Source organism: Singulisphaera chitinilytica, assembly GCF_049331405.1.
In the GTDB taxonomy this organism is placed as follows: domain Bacteria; phylum Planctomycetota; class Planctomycetia; order Isosphaerales; family Isosphaeraceae; genus PoT.
Genome location: NZ_CP186274.1, coordinates 1,025,931 through 1,051,255 on the forward strand (window position 1 = coordinate 1,025,931; position 25,325 = coordinate 1,051,255).

General features: G+C 65.9%; 17 protein-coding genes and 1 pseudogene. 6 read left to right on the plus strand and 12 right to left on the minus strand.

Annotated features, from left to right (window positions below; genetic code table 11):
• Nucleotides 1–1,070: 1,070 nt before the first annotated feature.
• Nucleotides 1,071–4,235: a DUF1553 domain-containing protein gene (locus tag ACOYYX_RS04010; protein ID WP_422928648.1), complete on the plus strand. Its 3,165-nt coding sequence runs from the start codon at nucleotides 1,071–1,073 to the stop codon at nucleotides 4,233–4,235.
• A 92-nt stretch (nucleotides 4,236–4,327) separates the two neighbouring features.
• Nucleotides 4,328–5,785: a DUF1501 domain-containing protein gene (locus ACOYYX_RS04015; RefSeq protein ID WP_422928649.1), complete on the plus strand. Its 1,458-nt coding sequence runs from the start codon at nucleotides 4,328–4,330 to the stop codon at nucleotides 5,783–5,785.
• 71 nt (nucleotides 5,786–5,856) lie between these two features.
• Here ACOYYX_RS04015 and ACOYYX_RS04020 read toward each other — a convergent pair whose 3' ends face one another.
• The 6 genes from ACOYYX_RS04020 to ACOYYX_RS04045 all read right to left on the minus strand — a co-directional run bounded on the left by ACOYYX_RS04020 (nucleotide 5,857) and on the right by ACOYYX_RS04045 (nucleotide 12,654).
• Complete coding sequence (locus tag ACOYYX_RS04020) at nucleotides 5,857–6,780, minus strand: hypothetical protein (RefSeq protein ID WP_422928650.1); 924 nt, start codon at nucleotides 6,778–6,780, stop codon at nucleotides 5,857–5,859.
• Between the two features lie 386 nt (nucleotides 6,781–7,166).
• On the minus strand, nucleotides 7,167–7,835 hold the full coding sequence (locus ACOYYX_RS04025; protein ID WP_422928651.1) for a 3-keto-disaccharide hydrolase: 669 nt from the start codon (nucleotides 7,833–7,835) through the stop codon (nucleotides 7,167–7,169).
• Between the two features lie 245 nt (nucleotides 7,836–8,080).
• Nucleotides 8,081–9,511: a sulfatase gene (locus tag ACOYYX_RS04030; protein WP_422928652.1), complete on the minus strand. Its 1,431-nt coding sequence runs from the start codon at nucleotides 9,509–9,511 to the stop codon at nucleotides 8,081–8,083.
• Between the two features lie 107 nt (nucleotides 9,512–9,618).
• Nucleotides 9,619–10,110, minus strand: coding sequence for a hypothetical protein (locus tag ACOYYX_RS04035; protein WP_422928653.1), 492 nt, complete (start codon nucleotides 10,108–10,110; stop codon nucleotides 9,619–9,621).
• 14 nt (nucleotides 10,111–10,124) lie between these two features.
• Nucleotides 10,125–11,129, minus strand: coding sequence for a DUF1559 domain-containing protein (locus ACOYYX_RS04040; RefSeq protein WP_422928654.1), 1,005 nt, complete (start codon nucleotides 11,127–11,129; stop codon nucleotides 10,125–10,127).
• Nucleotides 11,130–11,544: 415 nt separating this feature from the next.
• A complete protein-coding gene (locus ACOYYX_RS04045; protein WP_422928655.1) occupies nucleotides 11,545–12,654 on the minus strand; it encodes a linear amide C-N hydrolase in 1,110 nt (369 codons plus the stop codon).
• 236 nt (nucleotides 12,655–12,890) lie between these two features.
• Here ACOYYX_RS04045 and ACOYYX_RS04050 point away from each other — a divergent pair, with 236 nt between their 5' ends.
• Together ACOYYX_RS04050 and ACOYYX_RS04055 are read left to right on the plus strand one after the other, a co-directional pair.
• Nucleotides 12,891–14,285 carry a Gfo/Idh/MocA family protein gene (locus tag ACOYYX_RS04050; RefSeq protein ID WP_422928656.1) on the plus strand — a complete coding sequence of 465 codons (1,395 nt, stop codon included), beginning with the start codon at nucleotides 12,891–12,893 and terminating at the stop codon, nucleotides 14,283–14,285.
• Nucleotides 14,286–14,482: 197 nt separating this feature from the next.
• The gene (locus tag ACOYYX_RS04055) at nucleotides 14,483–14,938 is read left to right on the plus strand and encodes a hypothetical protein (RefSeq protein ID WP_422928657.1); all 456 of its coding nucleotides are present in this window, start codon (nucleotides 14,483–14,485) and stop codon (nucleotides 14,936–14,938) included.
• Nucleotides 14,939–15,075: 137 nt separating this feature from the next.
• Here ACOYYX_RS04055 and ACOYYX_RS04060 read toward each other — a convergent pair whose 3' ends face one another.
• The gene (locus tag ACOYYX_RS04060) at nucleotides 15,076–16,356 is read right to left on the minus strand and encodes an amidohydrolase family protein (protein ID WP_422928658.1); all 1,281 of its coding nucleotides are present in this window, start codon (nucleotides 16,354–16,356) and stop codon (nucleotides 15,076–15,078) included.
• 13 nt (nucleotides 16,357–16,369) lie between these two features.
• Nucleotides 16,370–17,227: an alpha/beta fold hydrolase gene (locus ACOYYX_RS04065; protein ID WP_422928659.1), complete on the minus strand. Its 858-nt coding sequence runs from the start codon at nucleotides 17,225–17,227 to the stop codon at nucleotides 16,370–16,372.
• Between the two features lie 451 nt (nucleotides 17,228–17,678).
• Here ACOYYX_RS04065 and ACOYYX_RS04070 point away from each other — a divergent pair, with 451 nt between their 5' ends.
• A complete protein-coding gene (locus tag ACOYYX_RS04070) occupies nucleotides 17,679–21,671 on the plus strand; it encodes a DUF6797 domain-containing protein (RefSeq protein WP_422928660.1) in 3,993 nt (1,330 codons plus the stop codon).
• Here the strand turns inward: ACOYYX_RS04070 and ACOYYX_RS04075 are convergent, their stop codons facing one another.
• The 4 genes from ACOYYX_RS04075 to ACOYYX_RS04090 all read right to left on the minus strand — a co-directional run bounded on the left by ACOYYX_RS04075 (nucleotide 21,672) and on the right by ACOYYX_RS04090 (nucleotide 23,950).
• Nucleotides 21,672–22,961, minus strand: coding sequence for a glycoside hydrolase family 71/99-like protein (locus ACOYYX_RS04075; RefSeq protein WP_422928661.1), 1,290 nt, complete (start codon nucleotides 22,959–22,961; stop codon nucleotides 21,672–21,674). It lies immediately after the preceding gene.
• A gap of 48 nt (nucleotides 22,962–23,009) precedes the next feature.
• Nucleotides 23,010–23,291 carry a hypothetical protein gene (locus ACOYYX_RS04080; protein WP_422928662.1) on the minus strand — a complete coding sequence of 94 codons (282 nt, stop codon included), beginning with the start codon at nucleotides 23,289–23,291 and terminating at the stop codon, nucleotides 23,010–23,012.
• An 84-nt stretch (nucleotides 23,292–23,375) separates the two neighbouring features.
• Nucleotides 23,376–23,663 (minus strand): hypothetical protein, encoded by a 288-nt coding sequence (locus tag ACOYYX_RS04085; protein ID WP_422928663.1) that lies wholly within the window; start codon nucleotides 23,661–23,663, stop codon nucleotides 23,376–23,378.
• A gap of 74 nt (nucleotides 23,664–23,737) precedes the next feature.
• Nucleotides 23,738–23,950 (minus strand): hypothetical protein, encoded by a 213-nt coding sequence (locus tag ACOYYX_RS04090; RefSeq protein WP_422928664.1) that lies wholly within the window; start codon nucleotides 23,948–23,950, stop codon nucleotides 23,738–23,740.
• 790 nt (nucleotides 23,951–24,740) lie between these two features.
• Between ACOYYX_RS04090 and ACOYYX_RS04095 the strand changes: the two are divergent.
• Nucleotides 24,741–24,945 (plus strand): annotated as a pseudogene (locus tag ACOYYX_RS04095) (KGG domain-containing protein); the annotation flags it as partial.
• Nucleotides 24,946–25,325 lie beyond the last annotated feature (380 nt).

Sequence of the window (25,325 nt, forward strand, 5' to 3'; positions counted from 1 at the left end):
CGAAAACGATGGCAATCAAGGATACGACCTCCCGCCGATTTGCGGAAGGAATTCTTGCCGATATAACACGACGAGTTTCGCGTTTTCATTGATATTAGAAGAGTAGCGACGGAGACTTATTTAGGCTGCCGACCGACTGTCCGTTCGGGACCCGGAGGAGTCGGATCGAGTCGAATGCCCGTGAACAAATCGAGATGTCGATCATCCGCCGAAGGCTGGCAAATGGCGACATCGATGCACGGTCTCGAACCTGGCGATTATGGGGCAACCTGCCGATTCGACCCTCCTGGCCCTCGTGTCGGCGGTGGAATCAACTCACGCTCGGTTGTAGAAGATCTTACGGTTCGGAATGGCCCGCCCGAGAGTCGGAAATCCCCGAGATCCAGGGCAATTTCGGGATATCAAGCACCCATGAATCGTTCGAATTCCCGGATGGGCAATCGGTTTCGCGTCCGCAATTAGGGCGTTGCACCGACGCAACATAGAGCCCTCGTGCCGCCAGGCACGCTCGCGGACCTTCCTCGGTTCGATACTTGTCGTATGGGGTTAATGAACCCTAGGACGCGAAGTTGCGTATGTCAAAGAATAAGGTCCAGGAAACCTGGACAGGAGTTTTTACGAATTAATGGTCGGACCACTAGGCGGGCTCCCGTTTTAAGGCATTCACGGAGGACGGCTCTCGGCCACCCGGCCGGGGCGTCCGCGGGCGGTCGATGCCGACGATCGGGAGTGATCCGGGGACCGCTAAGATCGGCCCTTTCGACGCGGGGATGAGAGGCCGACCATTCGGGCTTGAGCCCGGACCGTCGATGGAATGTCTGCGCTTTTGGGTGCAGACCCGGGAGGCTATGCCGGGCTACCTCGTCGCTCGCAAGGGGGCGTGCATCGACTCCTGGCATTGGTTCGAAATGTCTGCCCCATTTGCTGGATGATTCCCCCCGGGGGGGAGTCCGGTTATAATCAGGGTCGATCCATCCTGCCTAGAGCGATAACTCCTCCGGCCATCGCGAGTTGGAGGAGTCGTCCCGCCAAGCCTAGTCTCGCCGTCCGACATGGAAGAGGGTCAGTCAATGAAGAGGCGACTTCCAACCTGGATAGTACCGGTGTTGTCGGTCCTCGGCCTGTGGCCCGGGGGCGCGTTCGGCGAGGAGCCGATCGAATATAACCGCGATATCAGGCCGATCTTGTCGGAGACCTGCTTCCGCTGTCACGGGCCCGACAGCGCCAGCCGCAAGGCCGACCTCCGCCTCGACAAGCGCGACGCGGCCGTCGAGTCCAAGGCGATCGTGCCGGGCGACCCGGACGCGAGCGAGCTGATCGCCCGCATCTTCACGCACGAGGCGGACGAGCTGATGCCGCCGCCGGCGATCAAGAAGGAACTCACCGAGGAGCAGAAGCAACTCCTCAAACGCTGGGTGGCCTCCGGGGCCGAGTACCAGCCGCACTGGTCCCTCGTCGCGCCGAAGAAGCCGGAGATCCCCGCCGTCAAGAATCAGGCGTGGAGCCGGAACGCGGTCGACCGCTTCATCCTGGCGAAGCTCGAGGCCAACGGCCTCGCCCCGGCGCCCGAGGCCGACCGCCGCACGCTGGCCAGGCGCCTGAGCCTGGACCTCACCGGGCTGCCCCCCGAGCCCGCGCAGGTCGAGGCCTTCGCCACCGACACCTCGCTCGACTACTACGAGAAGTATGTCGACTCGCTGATGAAGTCGTCGCGATGGGGAGAGCACCGCGCCCGCTACTGGCTGGACGCCGCCCGCTACGGCGACACGCACGGCATCCACATCGACAACTATCGAGAGAACTGGATTTATCGCAACTGGGTGATCGGGGCCTTCAACCGCAACCTGCCGTTCGACAGGTTCACGATCGAGCAGCTCGCCGGCGACCTGCTCCCGAACGCCACCCTCGACCAGAGGATCGCCTCGGGCTTCAACCGCTGCAACATCACGACGAGCGAAGGCGGCGCGATCGACGAGGAATACCTCGTGCTCTACACCCGCGACCGCACCGAGACGACCTCGCAGGTCTTCCTCGGTTTGACGGCCGGATGCGCCGTCTGCCACGACCACAAGTTCGACCCGCTCTCGCAGAAGGAATTCTATGCGATGGCGGCGTTCTTCAATAACACGACCCAGGCCGCGATGGACGGCAACATCAAGGACACGCCGCCGGTCGTGATGGTCCCGAAGGAAGAAGACCGCCCCCGCTGGGACGCGCTCGGCGGCCTGATCGCCGAGGCTAAGAAGGGGGCCGAGGACCGCAAGAAGGCCGCGACGGCCGACTTCGACAAGTGGCTCGCCCAGACCGATCCGCATGCGATCGAGGGGACGATCCCCGGCGACGGCCTGAAGCTCCACGCTAGGCTCAGCGAAGGCTCGGGCGACGCCCTGAACCTCACGGTCGACGGCAAACCCCAGACCGTCGCGCTGGCCTCGGCCGCCTGGGAGCCCGGCTACGTCGGGGCCTCGGCCTTCAAGGCCCAGACCAGGAGCCTCGCGGAAGTGGCCGAGCCCGGCGACTTCGATAAGGGCCAGCCGTTCTCGTACGGGGCCTGGGTCAAGGTCCCCCGGCCAGGGATGTCGGGCGCCATCTTCGCGAGGATGGACGACCAGCACGACTTCCGCGGCTGGGACCTCTGGATCCAGGACAACCGGGTCGGCGCCCACATCATCCACCGCTGGCCGGACGACGCCCTCAAGGTCGTCGCCAACAAGCAGCAGCTCAAGCCGAACGAGTGGTACCACCTCTTCATCACGTATGACGGCTCGGGCAAGGCGGCGGGGGTCTCGATCTACATCAACGGCCAGCTCCAGGAAAAGACCGTCGAGGCCGACGCCCTCAAGAGCACGATCGAGACCAAGATCCCCCTCAAGCTCGCCCAGCGGCATACGTCGTCCAGGCTCGACGACATCTCGCTGGAAGACCTCCGGATCTACGGCAAGGTGCTGCCGGCCCCCGACGTCGACCGCCTGGCGAAGCTGACGCGGATCTCCTGGCTCCTCGGCAAGGCCGCCGCGCAGCGGGCCGAGCCGGAGAAGGCCGAGCTCTTCCAGTACTGGCTCACGGGCTTCGACAAGCCCTATGCCGAGGCCAACGCCAAGGTCGCCGCGCTCGAGCAAGAACAGGCCGCGATCAAGACGAAAGCGACCGTCGCCCACGTCATGCAGGAGAAAGCGGACTCCGCGATGGCGTTCGTCCTGCACCGGGGCGACTACGACAAGCGGCGCGACAAGGTCACGCCCAGCACCCCGGCGGCTCTCCCCGCCATGCCCGACGACCTGCCGCGCAACCGGCTCGGCTTTGCCCAGTGGCTCCTCCGCCCCGAGAACCCGCTGACCACCCGCGTCACGGTGAACCGGATCTGGCTGGAAGTCTTCGGCGCCGGGATCGTGCGGACGGCCGGCGACTTCGGCATCACCGGCGAACTCCCCTCGCATCCCGAGCTGCTTGACTGGATGGCCGTCGAGCTCCGCGAGTCGGGCTGGGACCTGAAGAAGTTCTACAAGATGCTCGTGACCTCGGCGACCTACCGCCAGGCTGCCTTGACGACCCCCGAGAAGCTCGCGAAGGACCCCGCGAACAAGCTGCTCTCCCGGGGCCCTCGGTTCCGGATGGACGCCGAGATGGTCCGCGACTACGCCCTCTCGACGAGCGGCCTCCTGGCCGAGAAGCTCGGCGGGCCGAGCGTGAAGCCGTACCAACCCGACGGAGTCTGGGAGGCCGTCGCGATGATCGGCAGCGACACCCGCGACTATCGCCGCGACAGCGGCGAGAGCCTCTATCGTCGCAGCCTCTACACGTTCTGGAAACGGAGCGCCCCGCCGGCGTCGATGGACATCTTCAACGCCCCGAGCCGCGAGTCCTGCACCGTCAGGCGCGAGCGGACGAACACGCCGCTCCAGGCCCTCGTGACCTTGAACGACCCGCAGTTCGTCGAGGCCGCGAGGAACCTGGCGCAGCGGGCCTTGAAGGAGGGCGGGGCCGCCCCGGCGGGGCCCGTCGAGTACATGGCCAGACGCCTGCTCTCCCGATCGCTCAAGCCCGAAGAGAAGCCGATCGTGGACGCGTCGCTGAATGACCTCCTGGCCCACTACAAGGCCCATCCCGACGACGCCAAGGCGCTGTTGACCGAGGGCGAGTCGAAGCCGGATGCGTCCCTCGACCCCTCCCTGCTGGCCGCATGGACGATGCTGGCGAACGAGTTGATGAACCTCGACGAGGTCCTCAACAAGTAAGCAACCCTTGTCGGAGGGGACGGCGCCTGGTCGTCCCCTCCGCCCGAGACATTCACGGTCGACACCGAGCCAGATATCCGGGAGATCGGGACATGAGCCTCTTGCACGAGTGGATCCAGAACGAGACGCGCAGGCAGTTCTTCAGCAGGGGTTCGAACGCGGTCGGCTGGGCGGCGCTCAGCTCCTTGCTGGGGGACAAGCTGGGGAAGTCGGCCCAGGCCTCACCCTCGGTGCCGGCCGGCCTGCCCCACTTCCCGGCCAAGGCCAAGCACGTCATCTACCTGCACATGGTCGGCGGCCCCTCGCAGCTCGACCTCTATGACTACAAGCCGAAGATGGCGGAGTGGTACGACAAGGACCTGCCCGACTCCGTCCGCAAAGGCCAGCGTCTGACGACGATGACCTCGGGGCAGACCCGGTTCCCGATCGCCCCGTCGAAGTACAAGTTCCAGCAGCACGGCCAGAGCGGCATGTGGGTCACGGAGCTGCTGCCCCACACGGCGAAGATGGTCGATGACATGTGCTTCATCCGGAGCATGAACACCGACGCCATCAACCACGAGCCGGCCATCACCTACATGCAGACGGGTAACCAGGTGACGGGGCGTCCTTGCCTCGGCTCGTGGGTCTCGTACGGCCTGGGCTCGGAGAATGACAACCTGCCGACGTTCGTCGTCCTGGTGGCCAAGCCGTCGAACACCGAGCAGGTCCAGGCGATCTCGGCCAGGCTCTGGTCGTCGGGCTACCTCCCCGGCGAGCATGCGGGCGTCTCCTTCCGCACGGGGGGCGACCCGATCCTTTATATCAATAACCCCAAGGGCGTCACCTCCGAGGTCCGGCGCCGGACCCTCGACGGCCTCAAGGCCATGAATGAGATGACGTACCGCGCGGCCGGCGACCCCGAGACGCACACCCGGATCCAGCAGTACGAGCTGGCCTTCCGGATGCAGTCGAGCGTCCCCGAGCTGACGGCCGTCGTCAACGAGCCCGAGTCGACCTACAAGCTCTACGGGGACGAGGCCAAGAAGCCCGGCTCGTTCGCCCACACGGCCTTGCTGGCCCGGCGGATGGTCGAGCGAGGCGTCCGCTTCGTGCAGATCTATCACAACAACTGGGACACGCACGGCAACGTCTCGGGCCGCCTCCCGGACCAGTGCAGGGACGTGGACCAGGCCTGCTGGGGCCTGATCCAGGACCTCAAGCAGCGCGGGCTCTATGACGAGACCCTCGTCATCTGGGGGGGCGAGTTCGGCCGGACGATCTACTCGCAGGGCGGGCTGAGCAAGGATAACTACGGCCGCGACCACCACCCGCGCTGCTTCACCATGTGGATGGCAGGCGGCGGCTCCAAGGCCGGCACCGTCTACGGCGAGACCGACGACTTCTCGTACAACATCGTGAAAGACCCGGTCCACATCCACGACTTCCACGCGACCGTCCTGCAACTCCTGGGCTTCGACCACGAGCGGTTCACCTTCCGCTTCCAGGGGCTCGACCAGAAGCTGACGGGCGTCGAGCCGGCCAAGGTCATCCAGGCGCTCCTGGCCTGAGCCTCCCTTCGAAACCAACGAAACGCCCCGGCCCGGCGGTAGCCAAGTCGGGGCGTCTTCGTTTCGAATGGTCAGAGCCCGACGGGCTCGACGAGCGGCGATAATCGACGACCGGCCCTGGGCCTCCGGATCCTCAATGGGCCTGGCGGCTCCTCCCTCATCCGCCCCATTGCGTAAGTCGACGCCCAACGATCCCAGTTCCTGCGGAGCAGGAGCCAGGCTCCCGACCGGCTCCAGCCGAGACTCAACAAGGCGACGCTCGCCAGCAAGTAGCCGCCGAGCGTGGCCCAGGCCAGGCCGACATGAGGACTACTCAACCGGAAGACGGCGAGGAAGGCGATCATCCCCCAACTGCCCGGCGGGAGCGCCCTGGCCATGCGGGTGGCCTCCGCCTCGCCTCCTTCCAGGTGCGTGACGACGAGGATGGCCAGGGTCATGCCCGGGAAGGGACTGATCAGGCCGGCCCACCTCGGTCCGCACGAGTCCCGCAAGGTCTCGACGGCGACGAGGTAGGCGACCGGCACGATCGTCCGCAAGGCCAGGCAGCGGAATCGCGAAGGTGCGGCCGAGGCTGGGCCTGCCAGGGCCATCGGCAATCGTTTCGAGGCATGACAGGCCGTCGCGACGGCCCCGACGGCGATCGCGAGGCAGGCGAGTGCCCCCGGCGGCGGCAGGAGGCTGAACCCCCAGGCCACCGCGACATAAGCACCCACGGCGGCGACGGCCGCTTCCGGAAGACGCCACCCGAAGCCGAGCACCCGGGCATACGCGAATGGCAAAACCACCGCGCCGACGAGGCCGAGCAGGCTGGCCTCGGCCATCTCCGCGGAGTCATCGATCCCGCGCTCGTGGCCGCAGGTCACGAGAACGAGGGCCGTGGAACTCGGGAGGCCCAGGAGCAGGCCCCCTCGCCGAGGGCCGAGCCTCCGGCCCAGCCAGCGGGTCCCGTGCGTGAATAGCACGAGGAAGACCGCCTTGATCACGAGGCTGCTCATGGGGCAGCCTCCCTTCGCGTCCTTGCACGACAGCAGAGGTGGTTCTTGGTCGCCCTTCGCGTGGCAGCGTCACGCGAAACGCGCGCAGCAATACCGACAGTCGGTGGTGGGGCAAGGCCATCTCGGAGTGGCATGAGCGTCGTGGGGCGAGGATCAATGGGTGGAGTTCAGAACGCTCCGACCGATCTTCGATGCGCGGAGCCAGTGGGGATGGCCGCGTACCGAAGGATCGCCGACGGGCCCGGCCCGAGGCTGTCCGCCCCTTCGGGCCCGTCATCATTCACGATCGGATTCGGAGGATGGAAGACTTGAGGTGTTCGCGAGGAATTTACGGATTGCGGGCGAGTTTGCGGGAGTCTGTCGCCTTTCCGAATCGGCGTCCAAGGTTATTTGGATGAATCCAGGGCGCGGATGCGAATGTCGCGGAACTCGATCGTGCCGCCGTGGTTCTGGAGGCAGACGTAGCCCTTGAGCGGCTTATCCTTGAGGGCGGCGATCTCGGACTGGTCGACGTCGATGATTTCCACGCCGTTGAGCGTGATCTTGATCCGCGACCCCTTGCAGGCGATGTCGATCTGATTCCATTCGCGTGCCGGCTTGATCGAGTTCTCCTTGGGGGCGACGTAGCGGTAGAGCGAGCCCGTGCTGTGCGCGGTCGGGGCCTTGCCCGCGTCGTCCATGAGCTGGATCTCGTAGCTATAGAAGGAAGGCCGCGTCGCCCTGGATTTATCCGGCTCGAAGTTGCGGGTCCGGATGCCGAGGCCGCTGTTGCAGCCGGGGGCCATGCGGAACTCGAGGTGGAACTCGAAGTCGCTGAATTCGCGGCGATCGTAGCGGAGGAACCCGAAGCCTTGCCCCTGGCAGTAGATGGCCCCGTCCTTCACGGTCCAGACCGGCTGCTTCGCGCCGTCCTGCTCGCGCTGGGTCACTCCCTCGGCGACCCAGCCTTCCAGGTCCTTGCCGTTGAAGAGCGGCTGGTACTCCTCCGCGGCCTGCAACTGCGCCGAGAGGGTCACGAGGAGGATCGAGGCCGCGATCGTCCAACGATAGGGCATGGTTCGGATCTCTCGCCGGGACATGTGTATTGTCGGTTGATGCGATGGAAGAGGGGCGCGGACCGGGCTTCGCGCTTTCAAGCGTGACAGGTCCGATGTATTGACACCCTTCGGAGTAGGATCTTAACGGGCGAGGGGGGCTCGGGCCACACCTTGTCGAGCCCCGGTACCAACGAAATGAGGCCGTCCCCGCGAAGGTCGCGGGGACGGCCTCTCTGTTGTGAGCGGCTCACAAGGTGCGAGGCTTATTGCTCGCGCTGGGTGGGGGCCTCGGCGGCGTTCTGCTCGGGGAGCGAACGCTTGAGGGTCGCGATGATTTCCTTCGACTTCGGATCCTTGGCGAGGTTCTCATACTCCTTCGGATCCGCGTCGTGGTCGTACAACTCCTCGGTGCCGTCGGCGTAGCGGATATAACGCCAGCGCTCGTTGCGGACCGCGTGGTTGTTACGCCCGAAGGTTGTCACGGCGGGGTGATCCCAGGTCGCGGCCGGGTCTTCGAGCAAGGGGACGATGCTGTTCCCCTCGAGCCCCGACTTGGGCGGGAGGCCGCAGAGCTCGACCAGGGTCGGGTAGAGGTCGAGGAGTGTGATCGTGCGGTCGGAGCGGGTCCCGGCGTGGGTCTTGCCCGGAGCGATGACGATGAGCGAGGTCCGCGTGGCCTCTTCCCAGAGGGCGAACTTGCGCCAGTGTTCCTTCTGGCCGAGGTGCCAGCCGTGATCGCCCCAGAGGACGATGATGGTTTCCTTGCCGTCGGGCGTGGCGTCGAGGGCGTCGAGCAGGCGGCCGATCTGGGCGTCGGCGAACGAGATGCTCGCGAGGTAGGCCTGGACGGCCTTCTCCCACTGGTGATGCTCGACCACCTGGCGATGATCCTTGTCGCGCTTGGCCATCGCGAGGCCCGCGGCCGGGATGTCGTCGAGGTCGTCCGCCCTGGTCTCGGGGAGCTTGATCTCCGAGAGCGGGTGGAGGTCGAAGTACTTCCTGGGGACGTACCAGGGGAGGTGGGGCTTGATCAGGCCGACCGCCAGGAAGTAGGGCTTATCCTCGGGCCGCTTCTTGAGGTAGTCGATCGCCCAGTTGACGACCTTGGTGTCCCCCATCTCCTCGTCGGGGACGTCGAGCGGGCCCCAGTCGAAGTGGGCGGTGTTCGGGATGCCGTTGACGGGCGTCTTGGCCGGGTGCGGGTTGGCCTTCTCCCGATACCACTGGTGCCACGACTGCGGGTCGTTGTAGGCGTTGTGGAAGATCTTGCCGCCGCCCACGACGTGATAGCCGGCCGCCATGAAATGCTGCGGCAGGGTCACGGCGTCCTTCAGCACGGGGCGCCAGGGCTGGTTGTTCTGGTAGACCCCGGTGGTCGAGGGCCGCAGGCCCGTCAAGAGGCTGGCGCGGGACGGGTTGCAGAGCGGCGCCGAGCAGTAGGCCTTGTTGAAGACCACACCTCGCCTGGCGAGCCGGTCCATGTTCGGCGTGAGCGTGCCCGGATGGCCGCCGAGGAACCCCGTCCAGTCGTTGAGGTCGTCCAGGGCGAGGAAGAGCACGTTCGGCCGCTTGGCCGCGTCCTGGGCCTTCTCGCCTGCTGGCGCATCGGCCGCCAGCACCGGGGCGGACAGCAGGGCGGCGATTGCTCCCGCAATCGCCAGCCGCAGGCCGTCCGAGAGTCGCGAACGGATCATCGGAGAAATACCCCTCTGCGCATGTTGGAAGTCGGCTGTCGCGTCTCGAGACCCCCTTGAGGAGCGACGTCCCCGCCCGGGGCGGCCGCAAGCTCGGGGGGGAAATCTCAGCTCCGGCGTGACCTGGCTTTGCCCTTGCCCTTGGCCGTCTCCTTGAGCGAGGTCAACTCGAACGGGAACTGGTTGTTCCCTTCTCGCTTGACCTCGGCGCGGAGCGTCGTCTGGACGTTGTAGCGCGTCGGGACGATGTTCACGACCTCGTCGATCATGACGGACGGGTCATCGAGGCTGGGCACCTGCTTCCCGGTCGACTTCGAGGAGAGGATGACGACCTTGTAAGCACCGGGCTGGGGGCCGCCGTCGGCGCCAATCTCATACTTTCCGTCGACGATCTCGCCGACCGCGGGGGCCCCTTCGCCCTCGGGCAGGAACGTGATCGAGCCCGTCTCGAGCGGCTTCTGGTCGATGACCACGTTGCCGGAGACCGGAAGCCTCGAGCCGTCGCCCCCGCCGCAGCCGACGCTCAGGAGCGCCAGGGCCGCGGCGGCCGATGCCGGCCGGAGGGTGCGGAAGAACTCGTTCAGTCCACTCAGCTTCAATCCTGTGTTCCACATTAGAATGCGTCTCCGCTGAGGACTTCGCCGCCCGACTTGCTGCTCAGGGCGTTCCAATTCGCGGGGTTGATCGAATCCTTGATGAACCGGACCGAGCCGTCGCCGAGCAGCAGGTTCACGCCGCCGGGGTGGAAGCTCCTCGTGGCGATGTACGAGTTGTTGCCGGAGTTGGTGTCGCGGTTGCACGGGGCCTTGAGGTTGGGGAAGGCCCAGCAGGTGCCGTAGTCGGGCGCGGGGCTGTTGGGGGTGAGGAAGGTCGAGATCTGGTGCGAAGAATCCTGGTCGCTCCAGATCCGGCCCCGGCGGTCGACCGTGCCGACCGGCTGGCCCGTCGGGTGGGGCGTCTGCTTCAATTCCGACATCAGGAACGTCTGGCTCAGGCCGTCGGTGATCTCGGCGATGGTCGCGCCATAGTTCAGGCCGAACGGGGCGGGCAGGGGGGACGTGCCGTAGCCGCCCTGGCCCCAGTTGATGCCGTAGTTGCCCTTCACGTCGTTGATGGCACCGCCGTTGTTGGTGAACATCACCGGGGTGTCATCCGGGCAGAGGAACGAGTTGACGTACGTCACTCGCGTCGTGCTGTTCGCGTCGGTCTGGAAGCTCAGGTTGTTGTTGTAGCTGTTGTAGAGGTTCCCCTGCTCGAGGAACGGCAGCAGCATCGTCAGGAACGGCTGCCGGAACGCGACGTTGGCCGGGGTCGTCACCTTGATCGAGCCGGAAGGGAACCGGTTGTGGGCGCCATGGTAGTTGTGCAAAGCGAGCCCGAGCTGCTTGACGTTGTTCGTGCACTGGATCCGGCGGGCCGCCTCGCGGGCCGCCTGCACGGCGGGCAGCAGCAGGGCGATCAAGACGGCGATGATCGCGATCACCACCAGCAGCTCGATCAGCGTGAAACCCGAGCGACCGCAGCACGGACGAACACCCGAGGATCCACCGCGTCCGGCGACGCGACGATCATGGCCTTCGGTCGACACAACCAGGGACTCCGACAACTTAACCTGCATGGCGAACCACTCCTCCGACAGGGGGGAAAGTCGTCTCGACGAGCACGAGGAAGGGGAAACCCCTCGTTTTGTCCTCACCTTTCCTCTGCCGATTCTTCCAAGAGACGGTAGGATGATTGACGGTCGAATTGTCACTAAAGCGACCGTGTTGGTCAAGATATTGCCCTTAATGTCGACCAAATTACTGAGGTAAATTGCCAAAATCTCTGTGATTTGATGACAAAAGTCATCACGGAGGGCGATTCGTGAGTGTAATACTTGGCGAAAATTGCTTGTGGGAAAGACTTTGCGGTGATCATGCCTGAGTGAAACGGAAAATCCCCCGATGGCTGTTTGCCATCGGGGGATTTGATGTGAATTTCCGGTTGTCGAGGTCGTGCTGCCGGGTGGCGGTCGGTTGGAGGGAGTGGCCGGCTTACTTCGAGGGCTTGCCCTTGGCCGTCACGTCGTCGAAGGTCGGCTTCTGGCCCATGGGGATGGAGAGGACCTTGCCGGAGCCGAAGTCGAGCTTGGTGAGGTCGACCTTGGAGATGCGTTGATCGTCATAGGTCTTGAAATAGAAGCACTTGTTCGTGATGTCGGCGTAGACGGTCCACTGGGTGATCTCGAGGAACGGGATGCTCGGATCCTTGCTGCGGACGGCGCCGGCGAAGATGTCGAATGTGTTGAGGATGTGAGCGGCGAGGTTGACGCCCGCCTCGGCCGTGGGGGCGGGCTCGGCGCCCTGACTGAAGGCGACCGCGCGGATGAAGCGGGAGGGGGGAGTATAGTCGCCGGGCAGGCCGAGCCATCCCGAGCCCTGGCCGAGCGGCCCGAGCTTGATCCCGGCGACGTCCACGGGGGGGACGTTCGTCGGCGAGAGGTTCACGTAGTTCCGCAGGTTTGTCAGGTGCCAGTCGAACGTCGGCGCGTTGGTGATCACGCCGAGCGGGTTGTCGAAGATCCTCATCTCTCCATCGGTGAATTCGATCACCGCGCACGCGCCCGTCGCGTCGTGTAGGATGTAGTGCAGGGGAGGCGTGATCGGCAGGGCCGGGGGGATCGTCGTCGCGCCCACCTTGACGGAGGAGGCCGCCTGCTTCGCCTCGGCGACCGTCGCGAACGAGCTCAGGAGCCAGGTCGGGAACTCCCAGGGGGCGAGGGTCTTTGACTCGTCCTCCTTGCGGATCGTCTGGTACTTGGCGTAGTCGGGGTGGTAGAAGGCGGCCGCGACCAGGCCTTTCTCATTGATCCCGTCGACGATCTCGTCGAACCCGTAGGCATTCGCGCCGACGATCCCGTACTTCACGGTCCAGCGCAGGCCGGGGCGGTTCCCGGGGGCGATGCCCACATACTCCTTGCCGCGCGGGATCACCAGGACCTGCGACTTGAGCGGGTCGGCGAACTCCATCGTCCTGCCGTAGATGATCGCGCCATCCCTGGTCTTCAAGCGGATCCCGGTGCACGCCTCGGAGATCGTCACGCATCCGACGAGGACGGCGGGCAGGATCAGGGTCGCGGAGACGAAGCGCAGGCCGACTCTCATGGCTCACCCCATCGATTGGTTCGGGCAACGGGCGAGGACCCTCGCCGTTTCTTTTCTATTCAAATGATAATTTCAAACGATGAGGAAGCCAGGGGGCTCTGGGCGGGACAATATCGGAGGGGATGGGCCCTTGCGAGGGGGGTACGCGCCTCAGATCATGTGAAGGCGAGAGCGACCGCCGCGGGAGCTCGACGTAGTCGGATCGGGTCGGATCGGCCGGCCCAGGAGTTGACCCCATGACGCTCGGCGATTCTTCGACCAAAGATATGACCCCCCCACGCACCTCTCGCCGACAATTCGCCAGGGTCGTGGCGGGCACCGCCGTCGGCGCGTTCGCGGCCCCCGCCGTCGTGCGAGGGCGGAACCTGAACGAGAAGCTGAACCTCGCCATGATCGGCACCGGGGGACGCGGAGGCGATAATCTCGAATCGGTCTCGCCCGAGAAGAACGTCGCCCTCTACAACGTCAACATCGTCGCTCTCTGCGACGTCAACGAGCCGGCGCTCGCGCGAGCGGCCACGATCCACGCCAAGGCCCGCCAGTTCCAGGACTTCCGCAAGCTCTACGACCACGCCAAGGACTTCGACGCGGTCGTCGTCAGCACCACCGAGCACACCCACGCCTTCGCCACGCTGCCGGCCCTGCTGCTCGGCAAGCACGTCTACTGCGAGAAGCCGCTGACGCACACCGTCTCCGAGGCCCGCAAGATCCGCCTCGCCGCCAACAAGGCCAAGGTCGCCACCCAGATGGGGATCCAGATCCACGCCGGCGACAACTATCGTCGCGTGGTCGAACTCGTCCAGTCGGGGGCTATCGGCTCGGTGAGCGAGGTTCACGTCTGGGTCAGCCGTGCCTGGGGGCGGCAGAGCCCCGAAGAAGCCGTGCGCAACGGCGACAGCGTCGCGGTGCTTGAGCGGCCCGAGGGCTCGACCCCGATTCCTTCCGGCCTCGACTGGGACCTCTGGATCGGCCCGATGCCCTCGCGTCCCTATCACAAGGTCTACTTGCCGGGTCCCAAATGGTACCGCTGGTGGGATTTCGGCAACGGCACGATGAGCGACCTCGGCAGCCACTGGATCGACCTCCCCTTCTGGGCGCTCAAGCTCCAGGCCCCCAAGACGATCGAGGCCGCCGGCCCGCCGCCCCATCCCGAACTCGCCCCGGCCTCGATGCGGGCGACGTACGAATACGCCGCGCGTGGCGACCTCGCCCCGGTCAAGCTGAGCTGGTATCAAGGTTCCGAGAAGCCCGAGCCCTGGCGCAAGGGCGAGATCCCCAAGTGGGACAGCGGCGTCCTCTTCGTCGGCGACAAGGGGATGCTCCTGGCCGACTACGGCAAGTACAAGCTCTTGCCCGAGGACAAGTTCGCCGACTTCAAGCCCCCCGCGCCGACCATCCCCAATTCGATCGGCCATCACGCCGAGTGGATCCACGCCTGCAAGACCGGCGCCCCAACCACTTGCAACTTCGAGTACTCTGGCTGGCTCACCGAGGCCAATCACCTAGGCAACGTCGCCTACCGCGTCGGCAAGAAGCTCGAGTGGGACGCCGAAGCCATGCGCGCCACCAACGCCCCCGAGGCCGACGCCTTCATCACCCTGCCCTATCGCAAGGGTTGGTCGCTCGGCTGAGGCAAGTTGTGTCGAAACCCCCACGCTTGCCGAGGCATCGGCAAGCGTGGGGACACGGTTAACGAGTTTAGAGCTTTGTTGTCATGATATATGCTCCTATCTGGAGTTAACGGTGCCTCTTGTCGGCCCGATAGCGGCATGGTACTTGCGTCTCCGATCATGAGATTCCAAGGGACTCATGATCGGAGGCAAATGCGATGACCGACGGTGGAACACGCTGGGCGAACGCCCTGCTGAGCGGACTGGCCGGTGCAACGGCCCTGACGCTCGTGCATGAGTCGGTGCGTCGGATTCGTTCCGACGCGCCGAGGATGGACACCCTAGGGCGTCGGGCGATCGCCTCGGGGATGGAGGCGGTCGGGATCGAGCCGCCGGCCGGGGATGAAATGCAGGCCGTGGCGCTCGCCGGCGACATGGTGAGCAATACGCTCTTCTATGCGCTGGTCGGGCTGGGGAAGCCCTCGGGGGCGATTGCGAGGGGAGCCGCGCTCGGTGCTGTCGCGGGATTAGGGGCGGCCACCTTGCCGCCGCTGATGGGCCTCGGGCATCGGCCGGGGGCTCGGACCACGCAGACGGCGGTGATGACGGTCGGCTGGTATCTCGCGGGTGGGCTCGCCGCGGGGGCCGCGCATCGCCTGCTGACGTCCCGATAGGGGCGAGGGCCTCAACCCGCCAGCTTCGAGGAGACGGACGAGCCAGGGCGTAGCGCTCGGCGATTCCTGCCCGAAGGCCCTGCCGATTGCTCGCCAGGGCCATTCGTCGAACAGAAATTGCTTATGACAACACAAAATCAAGCCAGGGGATTGACCGTCGCGAGCTGGCCCGCCTTGACGTAGCCTCCTTGCATCACGGCGACGAACCTCGATCGGTCCTCGATGATCGCGATGTCGGCGAGGACGTCGCCGTCGACGACCAGGACGTCGGCGAGCTTGCCGGGCTCGAGGGTGCCGAACTCGTGGCTCCGGCCCATGATCTCGGCGCCGGTCTTGGTGGCGCAGACGAGGGTCTCTTGCGGGGTGAAGCCGACGTACTTGACGAAGAAGGTCAGCTCCTTGGCGTAGTCTCCGTGCGGATTCCAGGCGAAGCCGTAATCGCCCCCCATGCCGACCCGGCCGCCGGCCTTGAGGATCATCCTGGCGCTCTCGGCGCCGCCGTCGAGCGTCTCCTGATGGCCGTCGACGACCCTCTGCGGCATCCCGAAGCCGGGGCCCTTCTCGATGCTGGCGAACTCGAACTGGAGCGCGGGGACGCAGGGGACGTCGCGCCCGAGCATCAGGTCCAGGGCCTCCTGGTCCATGAACGTGGCGTGCTCGAGGCAGTCGAACCCCGCGCGGAGGGCGTTCTTGATCCCGAGGTTGGCCCGGCAGTGGCCGGTGACCTTGCGGTGGTAATTGTGAGCCTCGGCGACGACGGCCTCCATCTCATCGAAGGTCATGCAGAGGGTGTGGTGGTCGGCCGAGTCGGGCGCGGCGGCGTCGCCGGTGGGATACGTCTTGATCCACTCGACGCCGTCCTTGACGAGCTTGCGGACGGCCTTGCGGGCCTCGTCGCGGCCGTTGATGAGGAGGATCAGGCCTTCCATGCCGAGCTTGAGGTGTTCGGAGTTCCAGTCCATGAGCCCGCCTGCGCCGCAGATCTCGCGGCCGTTGGCGGCGAGCCGGGGGCCGGGGATCAGGTCGTTCTCGATCGCCTTCTTGAGCCAGACGTCGATGTTGTGCAGGCTCCCGCCGCTCCTGGCCGACGTATAGCCGCACTCGAGCGCGAGCTTGGCGTTGCAGGCCGCGAGCAGGGTGACGTACTCGACAGGGTACTTGATGTCGAGGTCGGCCAGCTCGGCGACGTTGAAGTAGGTGGGGTGGAAGTGGGCCTCGACCAGCCCCGGCAGGATCGTCCCCCCCTTGGCGTCGATCCGGCGGGCGTCGGGCGGGACCTCGGGGGCGCCGAGTGCCGGGCCGGCGTAGGCGATCAGGCCGTCCTTGACCACCACGACGCCGTCCGGCACGGGCGCCTTGCCCGTGCCGTCGAAGATCTGACCGTTGCCGATGAGCGTGGTCCCTGGCGCGTTCTTCATGACTGGCCTCTCCTCAATCGAGCGAGGCGAGGAAGGGCACGACCAGCCTCGCCATCGCCTCGCTCGCGTTGCCGTGGATGTTGTGGCCGATGCCCCGGAGCTTGATCGCGAGGCACTCGCGGATCAGGCCCTTCGCCCTGGAGGCGAGGGCATCGGGCAGGAGCCCGCCGACGGCCTCGTCGGCCTGGATCAAGAGGGTCGGGCATTTGATCTTGTGGAGGATCGCCGACACATCGAAGCCGTCGAGCCAGCGCCCGGCGAGCGGCGGCGCGAGGACTTCCGGGGCGAGCTGCTTGAGCCCCGCCGCGATGACCCGCAAGGCCACGGCATCGCGGATCTCGCCGAGCCGGACGAGGTTCTCATGACCGGGGGCCGGGACGAGCGACTCCGAGAGCTCGGCGACGATCTCGGGGATCGGCCGGGTCGAGCCCGCGTGGCGGAGGTAGACCCGGAACATGGCCGGGAAGGGGGTCTCGGCCAGCATCGGCCCGGCGACCTCGAGCGGCGGATCCTCGAGCACCAACGCCTTGACCCGCTCTGGCGCCTCGGCGGCGACCGCCGCGGCGACGTTCCCCCCCAGCGAGTGCCCGATCAGGATCGCCGGCTCGCCGATCCCTCGCCTGAGGAAGTCGACCACGTCCGGGACGTAGTCGGCCACCCGGTATCCGCCGGGCACGCGGGCGGATCGGCCGTGGCCGCGGAGGTCGAGCGAGACGCTCCGCCAGCGCGGGGCGAGCGAAGGGATCAGGGTCAGCCAGTCCTGCCAGCGCCTGGTGACGCCGTGCAGCATGACGACCGGGGGCAGCCCCTCCGGGCACGCCCCAAAATTCAGCTTGATCCCCGCGTTGGTGAGGAACTCATGCTCGCGCATCGGGTGGAACTTTCGATAACGAGGCCCGGGGCGATTCGACGCCGTCCATCCGACCAAGGACGGCGGAAGCCTTCGCAGGGGCCAATGCTGGCGGGGGTTAGCCTCTCGTATGGGGGAGATTGTAGGGCCAACGGATCTCTCGAAGCCAGAGGTCAGCGGCTCCAAACCGTTGCTTCTCCGAGACCGATCTTGGTGTCGCGACCGGTGAGCGGAGGCCTAACGGTCGCGACGTTATGCCCTAAGGTGGCCGGTCCCACCTATGCCTCGCCGGCCGTCCCGCGCACAATGGCTCGAGTCTCGCGCCCGCATCCCGGAGGCGATCGATGCCCGGATCGCCCGGATGTCGGAGGTCGGCGCGGGAACCTCGCCCTCGTTCTCGGTCACACACGAACGCAGCCGCCGGACCCCCCAAGGCGAGGTCTCTCTCCCTTTGACACCGAGGTGTTCACTGATGATTCTACCGCGACAGCGACGGCAAGGGGGTTCCCCCGGCTCGCTAGCCCTGGGGGCCCTGCTGCTCTGCGGGGCGATCCTGTGCGGGTTCCCCGCGAAGGCGGCCGACGCCCTCTTCTCTCGCGATAACCTCATCGCCTGGTGCATCGTCCCGTTCGACTCCAAGAAGCGTGCGCCGGAGGAACGCGCGGCGATGCTCCAGAAGCTCGGGTTCAAGCACTTCGCCTACGACTGGCGGGGCGAGCACATCCCGACCTTCGACGCCGAGGTCGAGGCCCTCAAGCGTCACGGAGTCGCCCTCGACGCTTTCTGGGCCCCCGGCGTCCTGAACAACGACACGAGGACCATCCTCGACCTGCTCAAGCGTCACAAGCTCACGACGCAGCTCTGGGTCCTCCTCGACTTCGGGCCCGACCTCGCGACGGGCGCCGAGCAGGAGCGCAGGGTGAATGAGGCCGCGAAGCAGTTGAAGCCGCTCGCCGACGAGGCGAACAAGATCGGCTCCAAGCTCGCGCTCTACAACCACGGCGGCTGGTTCGGCGAGCCCGAGAATCAGCTCGAGATCATCGCCAAGCTGAAGGAGCAGGGGGTCAACAACGTCGGCCTCGTCTACAACCTCCACCACGGCCACGACCACCTCGACCGCTTCCCCGCGCTCCTCGAGAAGATCAAGCCGCATCTGCTCTCGCTCAACCTCAACGGTTCGGATCCGGGCGGCGACAAGGTCGGCCGCAAGATCCTCCCCTTGGGCCAGGGTTCGCGCGACCTCGAACTCCTCAAGGTCATCCAGAAGAGCGGCTACAAGGGGCCCATCGGGATCCTAGGCCACACGATGGACGACGCCGAGGAGCGCCTGCAGGATAACCTCGACGGCCTCGACTGGCTCCTGCCCCAGCTCGACGGCAAGCCCGCCGGCCCCGCGCCGAAGCCGAGGACTCCTGTTCCGCCGGCGCCTCCGGGCGCCAAGGCGGCTGCCCCGGCTCCGCCCACGGATGTCCCGCCCCTCAACCCCGAGCAATCCCAGCAGGTGTCGAGCCTGCTCGCGGAGGCCAAGGCGCACGGCGATGCCGTGCGCGGGGCCGACGTCTTCGCCGATGCCCGGTTCGGCTGCCTCTCCTGCCATAAGGTGGGGAGGCAGGGGGGGACGATCGGCCCCGACCTCTCGACCGTCGGGCGCTGCGTGCCGCATGACCAGATCATCGAGTCCTTGCTCTGGCCGGGCAGGACCATCAAGGCGGGGTATGCCGCCACCATCATCGCCCTGTCCGACGGCAAGATCGTCCAGGGCTATAAGGTCGCAGAGGACGACAAGGCGATCTCCCTGCGCGAGGCCGCGACGGACACCGTCCTGAAGGTCGCCCGTGCCGACATCGAGGAGATCCGCGAGCAGGGGACCCTGATGCCCGACGGCCTCGTCGCCTCGATGACGACGCAGCAGCGCCACGACCTAGCCCGCTTCCTGACCGAGCTGGGCGGACCCGGAGGCGCCGGCGCCGAGGCGAGGCTCGAGCACGCCCACACCCCCGTCGTATTCGCCTATGACAAGAAGCCGATCCGCCCCGAGCTCTGGCCCAACGCCGTCCATCCGGTGAACCGGGATCGCGTCTACGACTTCTATGCCAAGGAGGCCGAGTTCGCCGTCAAGCTGCCGACCCTCCCCGCCCTGCTGCCCGCCTACCCGGGGCTCGACGGCGGCACCTACGGCCACTGGGGCAACCAGAACGAGGACACCTGGAAGGACGCCCGCTGGAACGACTCCGACCTGGGCACCGTGCTATCCGGCGTCTATCGAGGCCCCGACCTCGTCGTGCCGAAGTCCGTCTGCGTCCGGCTCGGCGACAAGGGGGAGATGGCCGCCTGCTTCAACCCCCAGACCCTCTGCTTCGAGGCCCTCTGGCAAGGGGGATTCGTCCGCTTCTCCGAGGTCCGTCACGGTTTCATGGAAGGCCTCATCCCCGTCGGGACGATGCTGCCCCGGCCCGAGGGCAAGGCCCCCGAAAAAGACTTCCGGTATCATGGCTTCTACCGTCATGGCAAACGTGTGGTCTTCTCCTACCGCATTGGCGACGTGGAAATGCTCGACGCCCCCTGGGTCGAGGACGGCAAGTTCACGAGGGTCGTCGGGCCCGCCGAGGGGCATCCCCTCGCCGCCCTGACGCGAGGTGGCTCCCCGCAGTGGCCGCAGGTCCTCGAGACGAAGGGCTCCCTCGGCACGAACCGACCCTACGCCGTCGACACTCTCAGCCTTCCCGCAAAGAACCCCTGGAACGCCCTCTTCTTCATCGGCGATCACGACTTCTTCCCCGACGGCACCGCCATGATCTGCACCATGCAGGGGGACGTCTGGCGCGTCGAGGGGATCGACGACACGCTCGAGCACGTTCGCTGGCGTCGCTTCGCCACCGGAATCCACCAAGGGCTCGGCCTGCTCGTCGTCGACGGCAAGGTCCACGTCCTGGGCCGCGACCAGATCACCCGCCTGCATGACCTCGACGGCGACGGCGAGGCCGACTTCCACGAGTGCGTCAGCAACGCCTACGAGACCTCGCCGGGGGGCCACGACTTCATCGCCGGCCTCCAGCGCGACGCCGCCGGCGACTTCCTCACGGCCTCGAGCACCCAGGGGGTCATCCGGATCAGCCCTGATGGCAAGACGGTCAAGGTCATCGCCACCGGCTTCCGCAACCCGGACGGCATCGGCCTCTCCCCCGACGGCGTGATCACCATCCCCTGCTCGGAGGGGGAATGGACCCCCTCCTCGATGGTCTGCGAGATCAAGCAAGGGGGCCACTACGGCTACCGAGGCCCCAAGGACGGCAAGACGCCGGATCTGCCGCTGGTCTACCTCCCCCGAGGCCTGGATAACTCGAGCGGCGGCCAGGTGACGGTCACGAGCGACCGCTGGGGACCGCTGCAGGGGCAGATGCTCCACCTCTCGTTCGGCACCGGCTCGTTCTTCCTCCTCCTCCGCGAGCAGGTCGACGGCCAGCCGCAGGGGGCCGTCGTGCAGATGCCGGGCGACTTCCTCTCCGGCGTCCATCGCGGCCGGTTCAACCCCAAGGATGGCCAGCTCTACGTCTCGGGCATGACCGGGTGGGGCTCTTACACTCAGGCCGACGGCTGCTTCCAGCGCGTCCGCTACACGGGGGATCCCGTGCAGCTCCCCGTCGCCATCCACTCCCATCAGAACGGCGTCCTGTTGACGTTCTCGTCGCCGATCGACCCGTCCGTCGCGGCCTTGCCGAAGAACCAGTTCGCCCAGGTCTGGAACTATCGCTATGGTGCGGCGTATGGCTCGCAGGAGCTCTCGCCGAGGCACCCGGGCATGCCGGGGCACGACCCCCTGGCGATCCGCTCGGCGACGGTGCTCGACGACGGCCGCAACCTCTTCCTGGAGATCCCCGACCTCCAGCCGGTCAACCAGCTCCAACTCCACCTGCGGGTCGACGCGGGCGCGCCGCACGACATCTTCGCGACCGTGAACAAGCTCGCCGCCCCGTTCACCGGGATCCCGAACTACAAGCCGGTGGAGAAGACGATCGCCGCCCACCCGATCCTCAGCGACCTGGCCCAGGCGTCGAAGACCGTGCCGAACCCCTGGCGGTTCCCGATCGCGAACGCCCGCCCGGTCGTCGTCGAGGCCGGCAAGAATCTGACGTTCGCCACGCCGACGATCAACGTGAAGGCCGGCGAGCCGATCAAGCTCGTCTTCATGAACCCCGACGTGGTGCCCCACAACTGGGTCCTGATCAAGCCGGGCACGCTCCCCAAGGTCGGCGACCTCGTCAACAAGATCGTCGCGGACCCCGACGCCGTCACCCGGCACTACATCCCCAAGACGGATGACGTCATCGCCGGGACCGACATGGTCTACCCGCAGGACCAGTTCCCGATCTACTTCAACGCGCCCGCCAAGCCGGGCCGTTACCCGTTCCTCTGCACCTTCCCCGGGCACTGGATGGTCATGAACGGGGTGATGATTGTCGAATGATCAGGGCTTGATGGGGATCTCCGCCGAGGCCAGCCGTTGCTTGCGAAGCATCTTCGCGGCCTCGCCGGTCAGGCGGAGATACCAGTCGGATGGCAAGCCTTCATATCCGAGGAAATGAGCCTGGGTCGGCGGGGCGTTGGTCACCTTGAAGATGGCCGTCCCCTCGTCGACCTCGTCGAACATGGCGACGTAGACCGTGTCGACGCCGAGCTTCGACAGCTCGTGGAACTGCTCCCAGAAGAACCTGCCCCCGTTGCGGCCGAGCGCCGTGCTCCCCGCCGGCTTGCGCTGGAGGTTATCCCAGCTGAAGCCCGGATAGACGACCGGATACCAGATCGGGCCCTGCTTCTCGCACTCGCGACGGTCCCTTGCCCAGTGGCCGGTCGACGCATGATGAACCCCCTTGGAATCCCGGCCATAGTTGCCGACGTTCCAGGGTGAATATGCGTCGAACCGCTTGAAGAAGGCCTGCCAGTCTTTGTCGGGGTTCGTCCGCCAGTCCCAGTCGCCGCCGCCGACGAAGAAGGTCTGGTAGGGGCCGGGGGCTTTGAAGAAGTCGATGAGCCTGTTCGCCAGCTCGGCCGTCATGCGGTTATGCGAGTTCTTGTAGTAGAACCCGAACAACTCGACGACCGGCTTCCCCCCTTCGTGCAGGTAGCGCTCATCCTTCGTGATCCCCTCATCGACCAGACGTTTCCAGTCGGCCGTGACAACCTCATAGATCCGATCGGTGGGCATCCCCGAGATATCGTACGTCAGGGCCCAGGCCCGCCCCGTCTGCGCGGCGGCCTTGCGGACGTGATCCAGGACCCTGCGCCGTGAGGGATAATTCTCGGCCGCCGGTCCTCCCGGCAGGTCGACCGCGAAGTGCTGGAGCCAGGCACCGTCGATCCCGTAGTCGCGCATCCAGGAGAAGTGCCTGAGCACCGTCGCCGCCTGATCCGAGCTGAACAACTCGGCCGGCTTGCCGTCGGGATAGCTGAACCCGGGGGCCGCGAACTTCTCGTCGGCGCCGTACTCGGTCATATCCGGCCACATCTCGAACGTGAGCGACCTCGGCGTGATCCGGTTCCCGTCCCGGCTCCAGTGCCGCCACCCCAGGCCGGCGGCATCCCCCGGGCATCGGAACCACCCTTGATATCCGCACATCACCTTGCCGCGGAATGTCTTCGCATCGACGACCTCGGCCTTCGGCGGCTGGCCCATTGCCAGCCCGGTGAGCCAGAGATTCAGGAGCAGCGCCGGCAGGAACCTTGCGACACCGAGGATGATTCGGAGAGTGTGGATCATGGTGGTGTTGCTGTGATTTATCAAAGAGTGTTCATTGGAATGGTGAAATCACCGCGGGACGAGTGACCCGAGGATCATCAGCACGAGCAAAACCACGACGATTGCGACGGCCCAGCTCTTATTCCAGGGGTGACGCTCCTCGCGTTCCGACTCGTGGTAGAAGTCCTGGGCCTCCCCCTGGAAGTGGACCCGGCACTCGGGGCAACGGGTGCTCGTGCCGGGGATCATCGCGCCGCAGCGGGCGCACTTGACGAGTTCATCCTCGTCCGGCCTCTCGCGGTCGTCCCTCGGCTTCTGGTGCTCGCTGAACTTGAAGATGTGATCCGACATCGTAGGACCGGACGCCTCCCGTCGCCGCATTCGAGGGCCTCGACGCAACCCCCGCGAGCGGCGAAGAAGAGTTGGACTCGGGGATCAGCGAGCCTTCGACTTTTCCAGGGCTTTGCGTCGCGCCTGCTTCACCGATTGCCAGGCGGAGAGGATCCCGAGTCCGATCGCCAACACCGGGACTGCCAGGAACACCGGCCGCGGGACCGACTTGATCAGATCCCCCAATAAGACTGGGGAGAAGCCGGCAACCAGGATGACCCCGAAGGTGACGAAGAGGCCCGAGATCACCGCCATGATGTAATCCGAGACCGGGACCCTGACCGGGGCCGGCGTGGTTTCGTCCGTGAGTTCTGCCTTGGGCGCTTCGTACATGGCGATTCCTTGCAATCCATTGGCTAAATATCTGCTCGACGCCGGGTCAAAATAGCATAAGTGCCGCGATCGATTCATCCTCGATTCCCCTTATCCGCCCTTGAGGATCTCGCGGGCGGCGGCCCGCCAGTGTTCCTCGATCCAACGCTCGCCGATGGGGGCACGCGTCGGTAGCTGCAGCCGCCCAGCTCGAATTCGACCGCCATCCAGTGCGATCGAGTGCCGTTGCTGCTGTGGGTGAGCACCGGGCAGGGCTGGGGGAACGCGACGAGGGCCTTCGCGACCATCACGCCGTCTCCGGGGTCGTTCGTCTCGCCCGGCTGCGGGTCGAGGTCGTAATCCAGGGAAATTAGGCAAGGTTCGGGGAGATGAGATTTGCAGGTCTCGCCACATGCTATGCGCGTCTTTCCAGACGACCAGTCGCAGGCCACGGTCGATCGATCGGCGCGCGGCCGGCTGTCAGGAAAGACCGAAGGGGGGTCGGGGTTTCCCTTGCGTCTTTTTCTCGTTCTTCCGAATAGACGGATTCTGTCCGGAGCACCACACTATAATAATAAAAACCGAGGTGGCACATAAAATCTCTCAAGAATCGAGCATTTGCAAAAAACAGAGACATGTTGGCGGGATGATATTGTATGAACGATTGAGGGCTCGACGGAGGCATTTCCCCCTCCGCCATGTCGGCTCATGTTCGGAATATCCTGCAGAAGGGTCATTGAGGGAGGTCGCCACGCCAGCTCTCGGGGCTGGTGCGATCGGGCTTGTCGCGCGAGTTCCCTGCGAGGGTCGGCAGTATCATCGCCCGGCGCACCGCGATCGCAACGCGTGACTCGCGTTCCGGATGACTCGGTGGCGACGATCCCTCGCGCCGATCGCCAGTCGCCACGGTGTCGGGGAGGCCGTCCTCGCCCTCTCCGACTTGGTGAGATCCGGGTTTTTGAAACGGACGATCCGGGCGAATCCCGCCCCTTTAACGTCGTCTTGCTCGCGGATCTCCTGCCGAGCCCGAGATGTTTGTCCCAGCCGGCTCCACCCGCCATTGCGATCTCAATCATTGATGAGGAAGAGAATTTGACGATGCCCGAGAAGCGCAAGCGTGGTTTCGCCTCGATGGATCCCGATCTCCAGCGGCAAATATCCAGCCATGGGGGCCGGGCGGCCCATGAGCGAAAGACCGCGCACGAGTTCAACCCCGAAGAAGCCGCCGAGGCGGGCCGACGCGGCGGTAACTCCGTGAGCCGGAACCGTCAGTATATGGCCGAGATCGGGCGCAAAGGGGGACTCGCCGCCCGCCGAGCGAAAGCCGCCACGACGTCCCAGCCCGAAACCGAGCCCGCCGAACCTCAACCCGCCTCCGAGTCGCAGCCGACGAGCCTCATGGAGATCGAGTCACCAGCCCCCGAGCCGGAGTCGCCGAGTCCCGCCGCCGACGAAGTTGTCTGGCCCCGGTCCACCTCCGGGCCGGAGTTATTGAGCCTGGAGGACGCTGGGCCGACTGTTCTCCTCGAGGACGAATCGAGCGTCTTCGCGAATCCAGAGGGCTTCAAATAGACTGGAGGCATGTCCCGAACTCCAGGGCTCACCCATCAAGGCCGGAGGTCCGAACCTCTCTCCATTCGCCAGTTCGAATAGCTTCGATCGATCCGCGACAGCCGTCGGCTC

Bases quoted from the DNA above. Each gene is read 5' to 3' on its own strand.
- ACOYYX_RS04065 (WP_422928659.1), bottom strand. From the start codon at position 17,227: ATGCGCGAGCATGAGTTCCTCACCAACGCGGGGATCAAGCTGAATTTT.
- ACOYYX_RS04085 (WP_422928663.1), bottom strand. From the start codon at position 23,663: ATGTACGAAGCGCCCAAGGCAGAACTCACGGACGAAACCACGCCGGCC.
- ACOYYX_RS04060 (WP_422928658.1), bottom strand. From the start codon at position 16,356: ATGAAGAACGCGCCAGGGACCACGCTCATCGGCAACGGTCAGATCTTC.
- ACOYYX_RS04045 (WP_422928655.1), bottom strand. From the start codon at position 12,654: ATGAGAGTCGGCCTGCGCTTCGTCTCCGCGACCCTGATCCTGCCCGCC.
- ACOYYX_RS04055 (WP_422928657.1), top strand. From the start codon at position 14,483: ATGACCGACGGTGGAACACGCTGGGCGAACGCCCTGCTGAGCGGACTG.
- ACOYYX_RS04090 (WP_422928664.1), bottom strand. From the start codon at position 23,950: ATGGTCGCGAAGGCCCTCGTCGCGTTCCCCCAGCCCTGCCCGGTGCTC.
- ACOYYX_RS04050 (WP_422928656.1), top strand. From the start codon at position 12,891: ATGACGCTCGGCGATTCTTCGACCAAAGATATGACCCCCCCACGCACC.
- ACOYYX_RS04010 (WP_422928648.1), top strand. From the start codon at position 1,071: ATGAAGAGGCGACTTCCAACCTGGATAGTACCGGTGTTGTCGGTCCTC.
- ACOYYX_RS04015 (WP_422928649.1), top strand. From the start codon at position 4,328: ATGAGCCTCTTGCACGAGTGGATCCAGAACGAGACGCGCAGGCAGTTC.
- ACOYYX_RS04020 (WP_422928650.1), bottom strand. From the start codon at position 6,780: ATGAGCAGCCTCGTGATCAAGGCGGTCTTCCTCGTGCTATTCACGCAC.
- ACOYYX_RS04040 (WP_422928654.1), bottom strand. From the start codon at position 11,129: ATGCAGGTTAAGTTGTCGGAGTCCCTGGTTGTGTCGACCGAAGGCCAT.
- ACOYYX_RS04080 (WP_422928662.1), bottom strand. From the start codon at position 23,291: ATGTCGGATCACATCTTCAAGTTCAGCGAGCACCAGAAGCCGAGGGAC.
- ACOYYX_RS04070 (WP_422928660.1), top strand. From the start codon at position 17,679: ATGATTCTACCGCGACAGCGACGGCAAGGGGGTTCCCCCGGCTCGCTA.
- ACOYYX_RS04075 (WP_422928661.1), bottom strand. From the start codon at position 22,961: ATGATCCACACTCTCCGAATCATCCTCGGTGTCGCAAGGTTCCTGCCG.
- ACOYYX_RS04030 (WP_422928652.1), bottom strand. From the start codon at position 9,511: ATGATCCGTTCGCGACTCTCGGACGGCCTGCGGCTGGCGATTGCGGGA.
- ACOYYX_RS04025 (WP_422928651.1), bottom strand. From the start codon at position 7,835: ATGCCCTATCGTTGGACGATCGCGGCCTCGATCCTCCTCGTGACCCTC.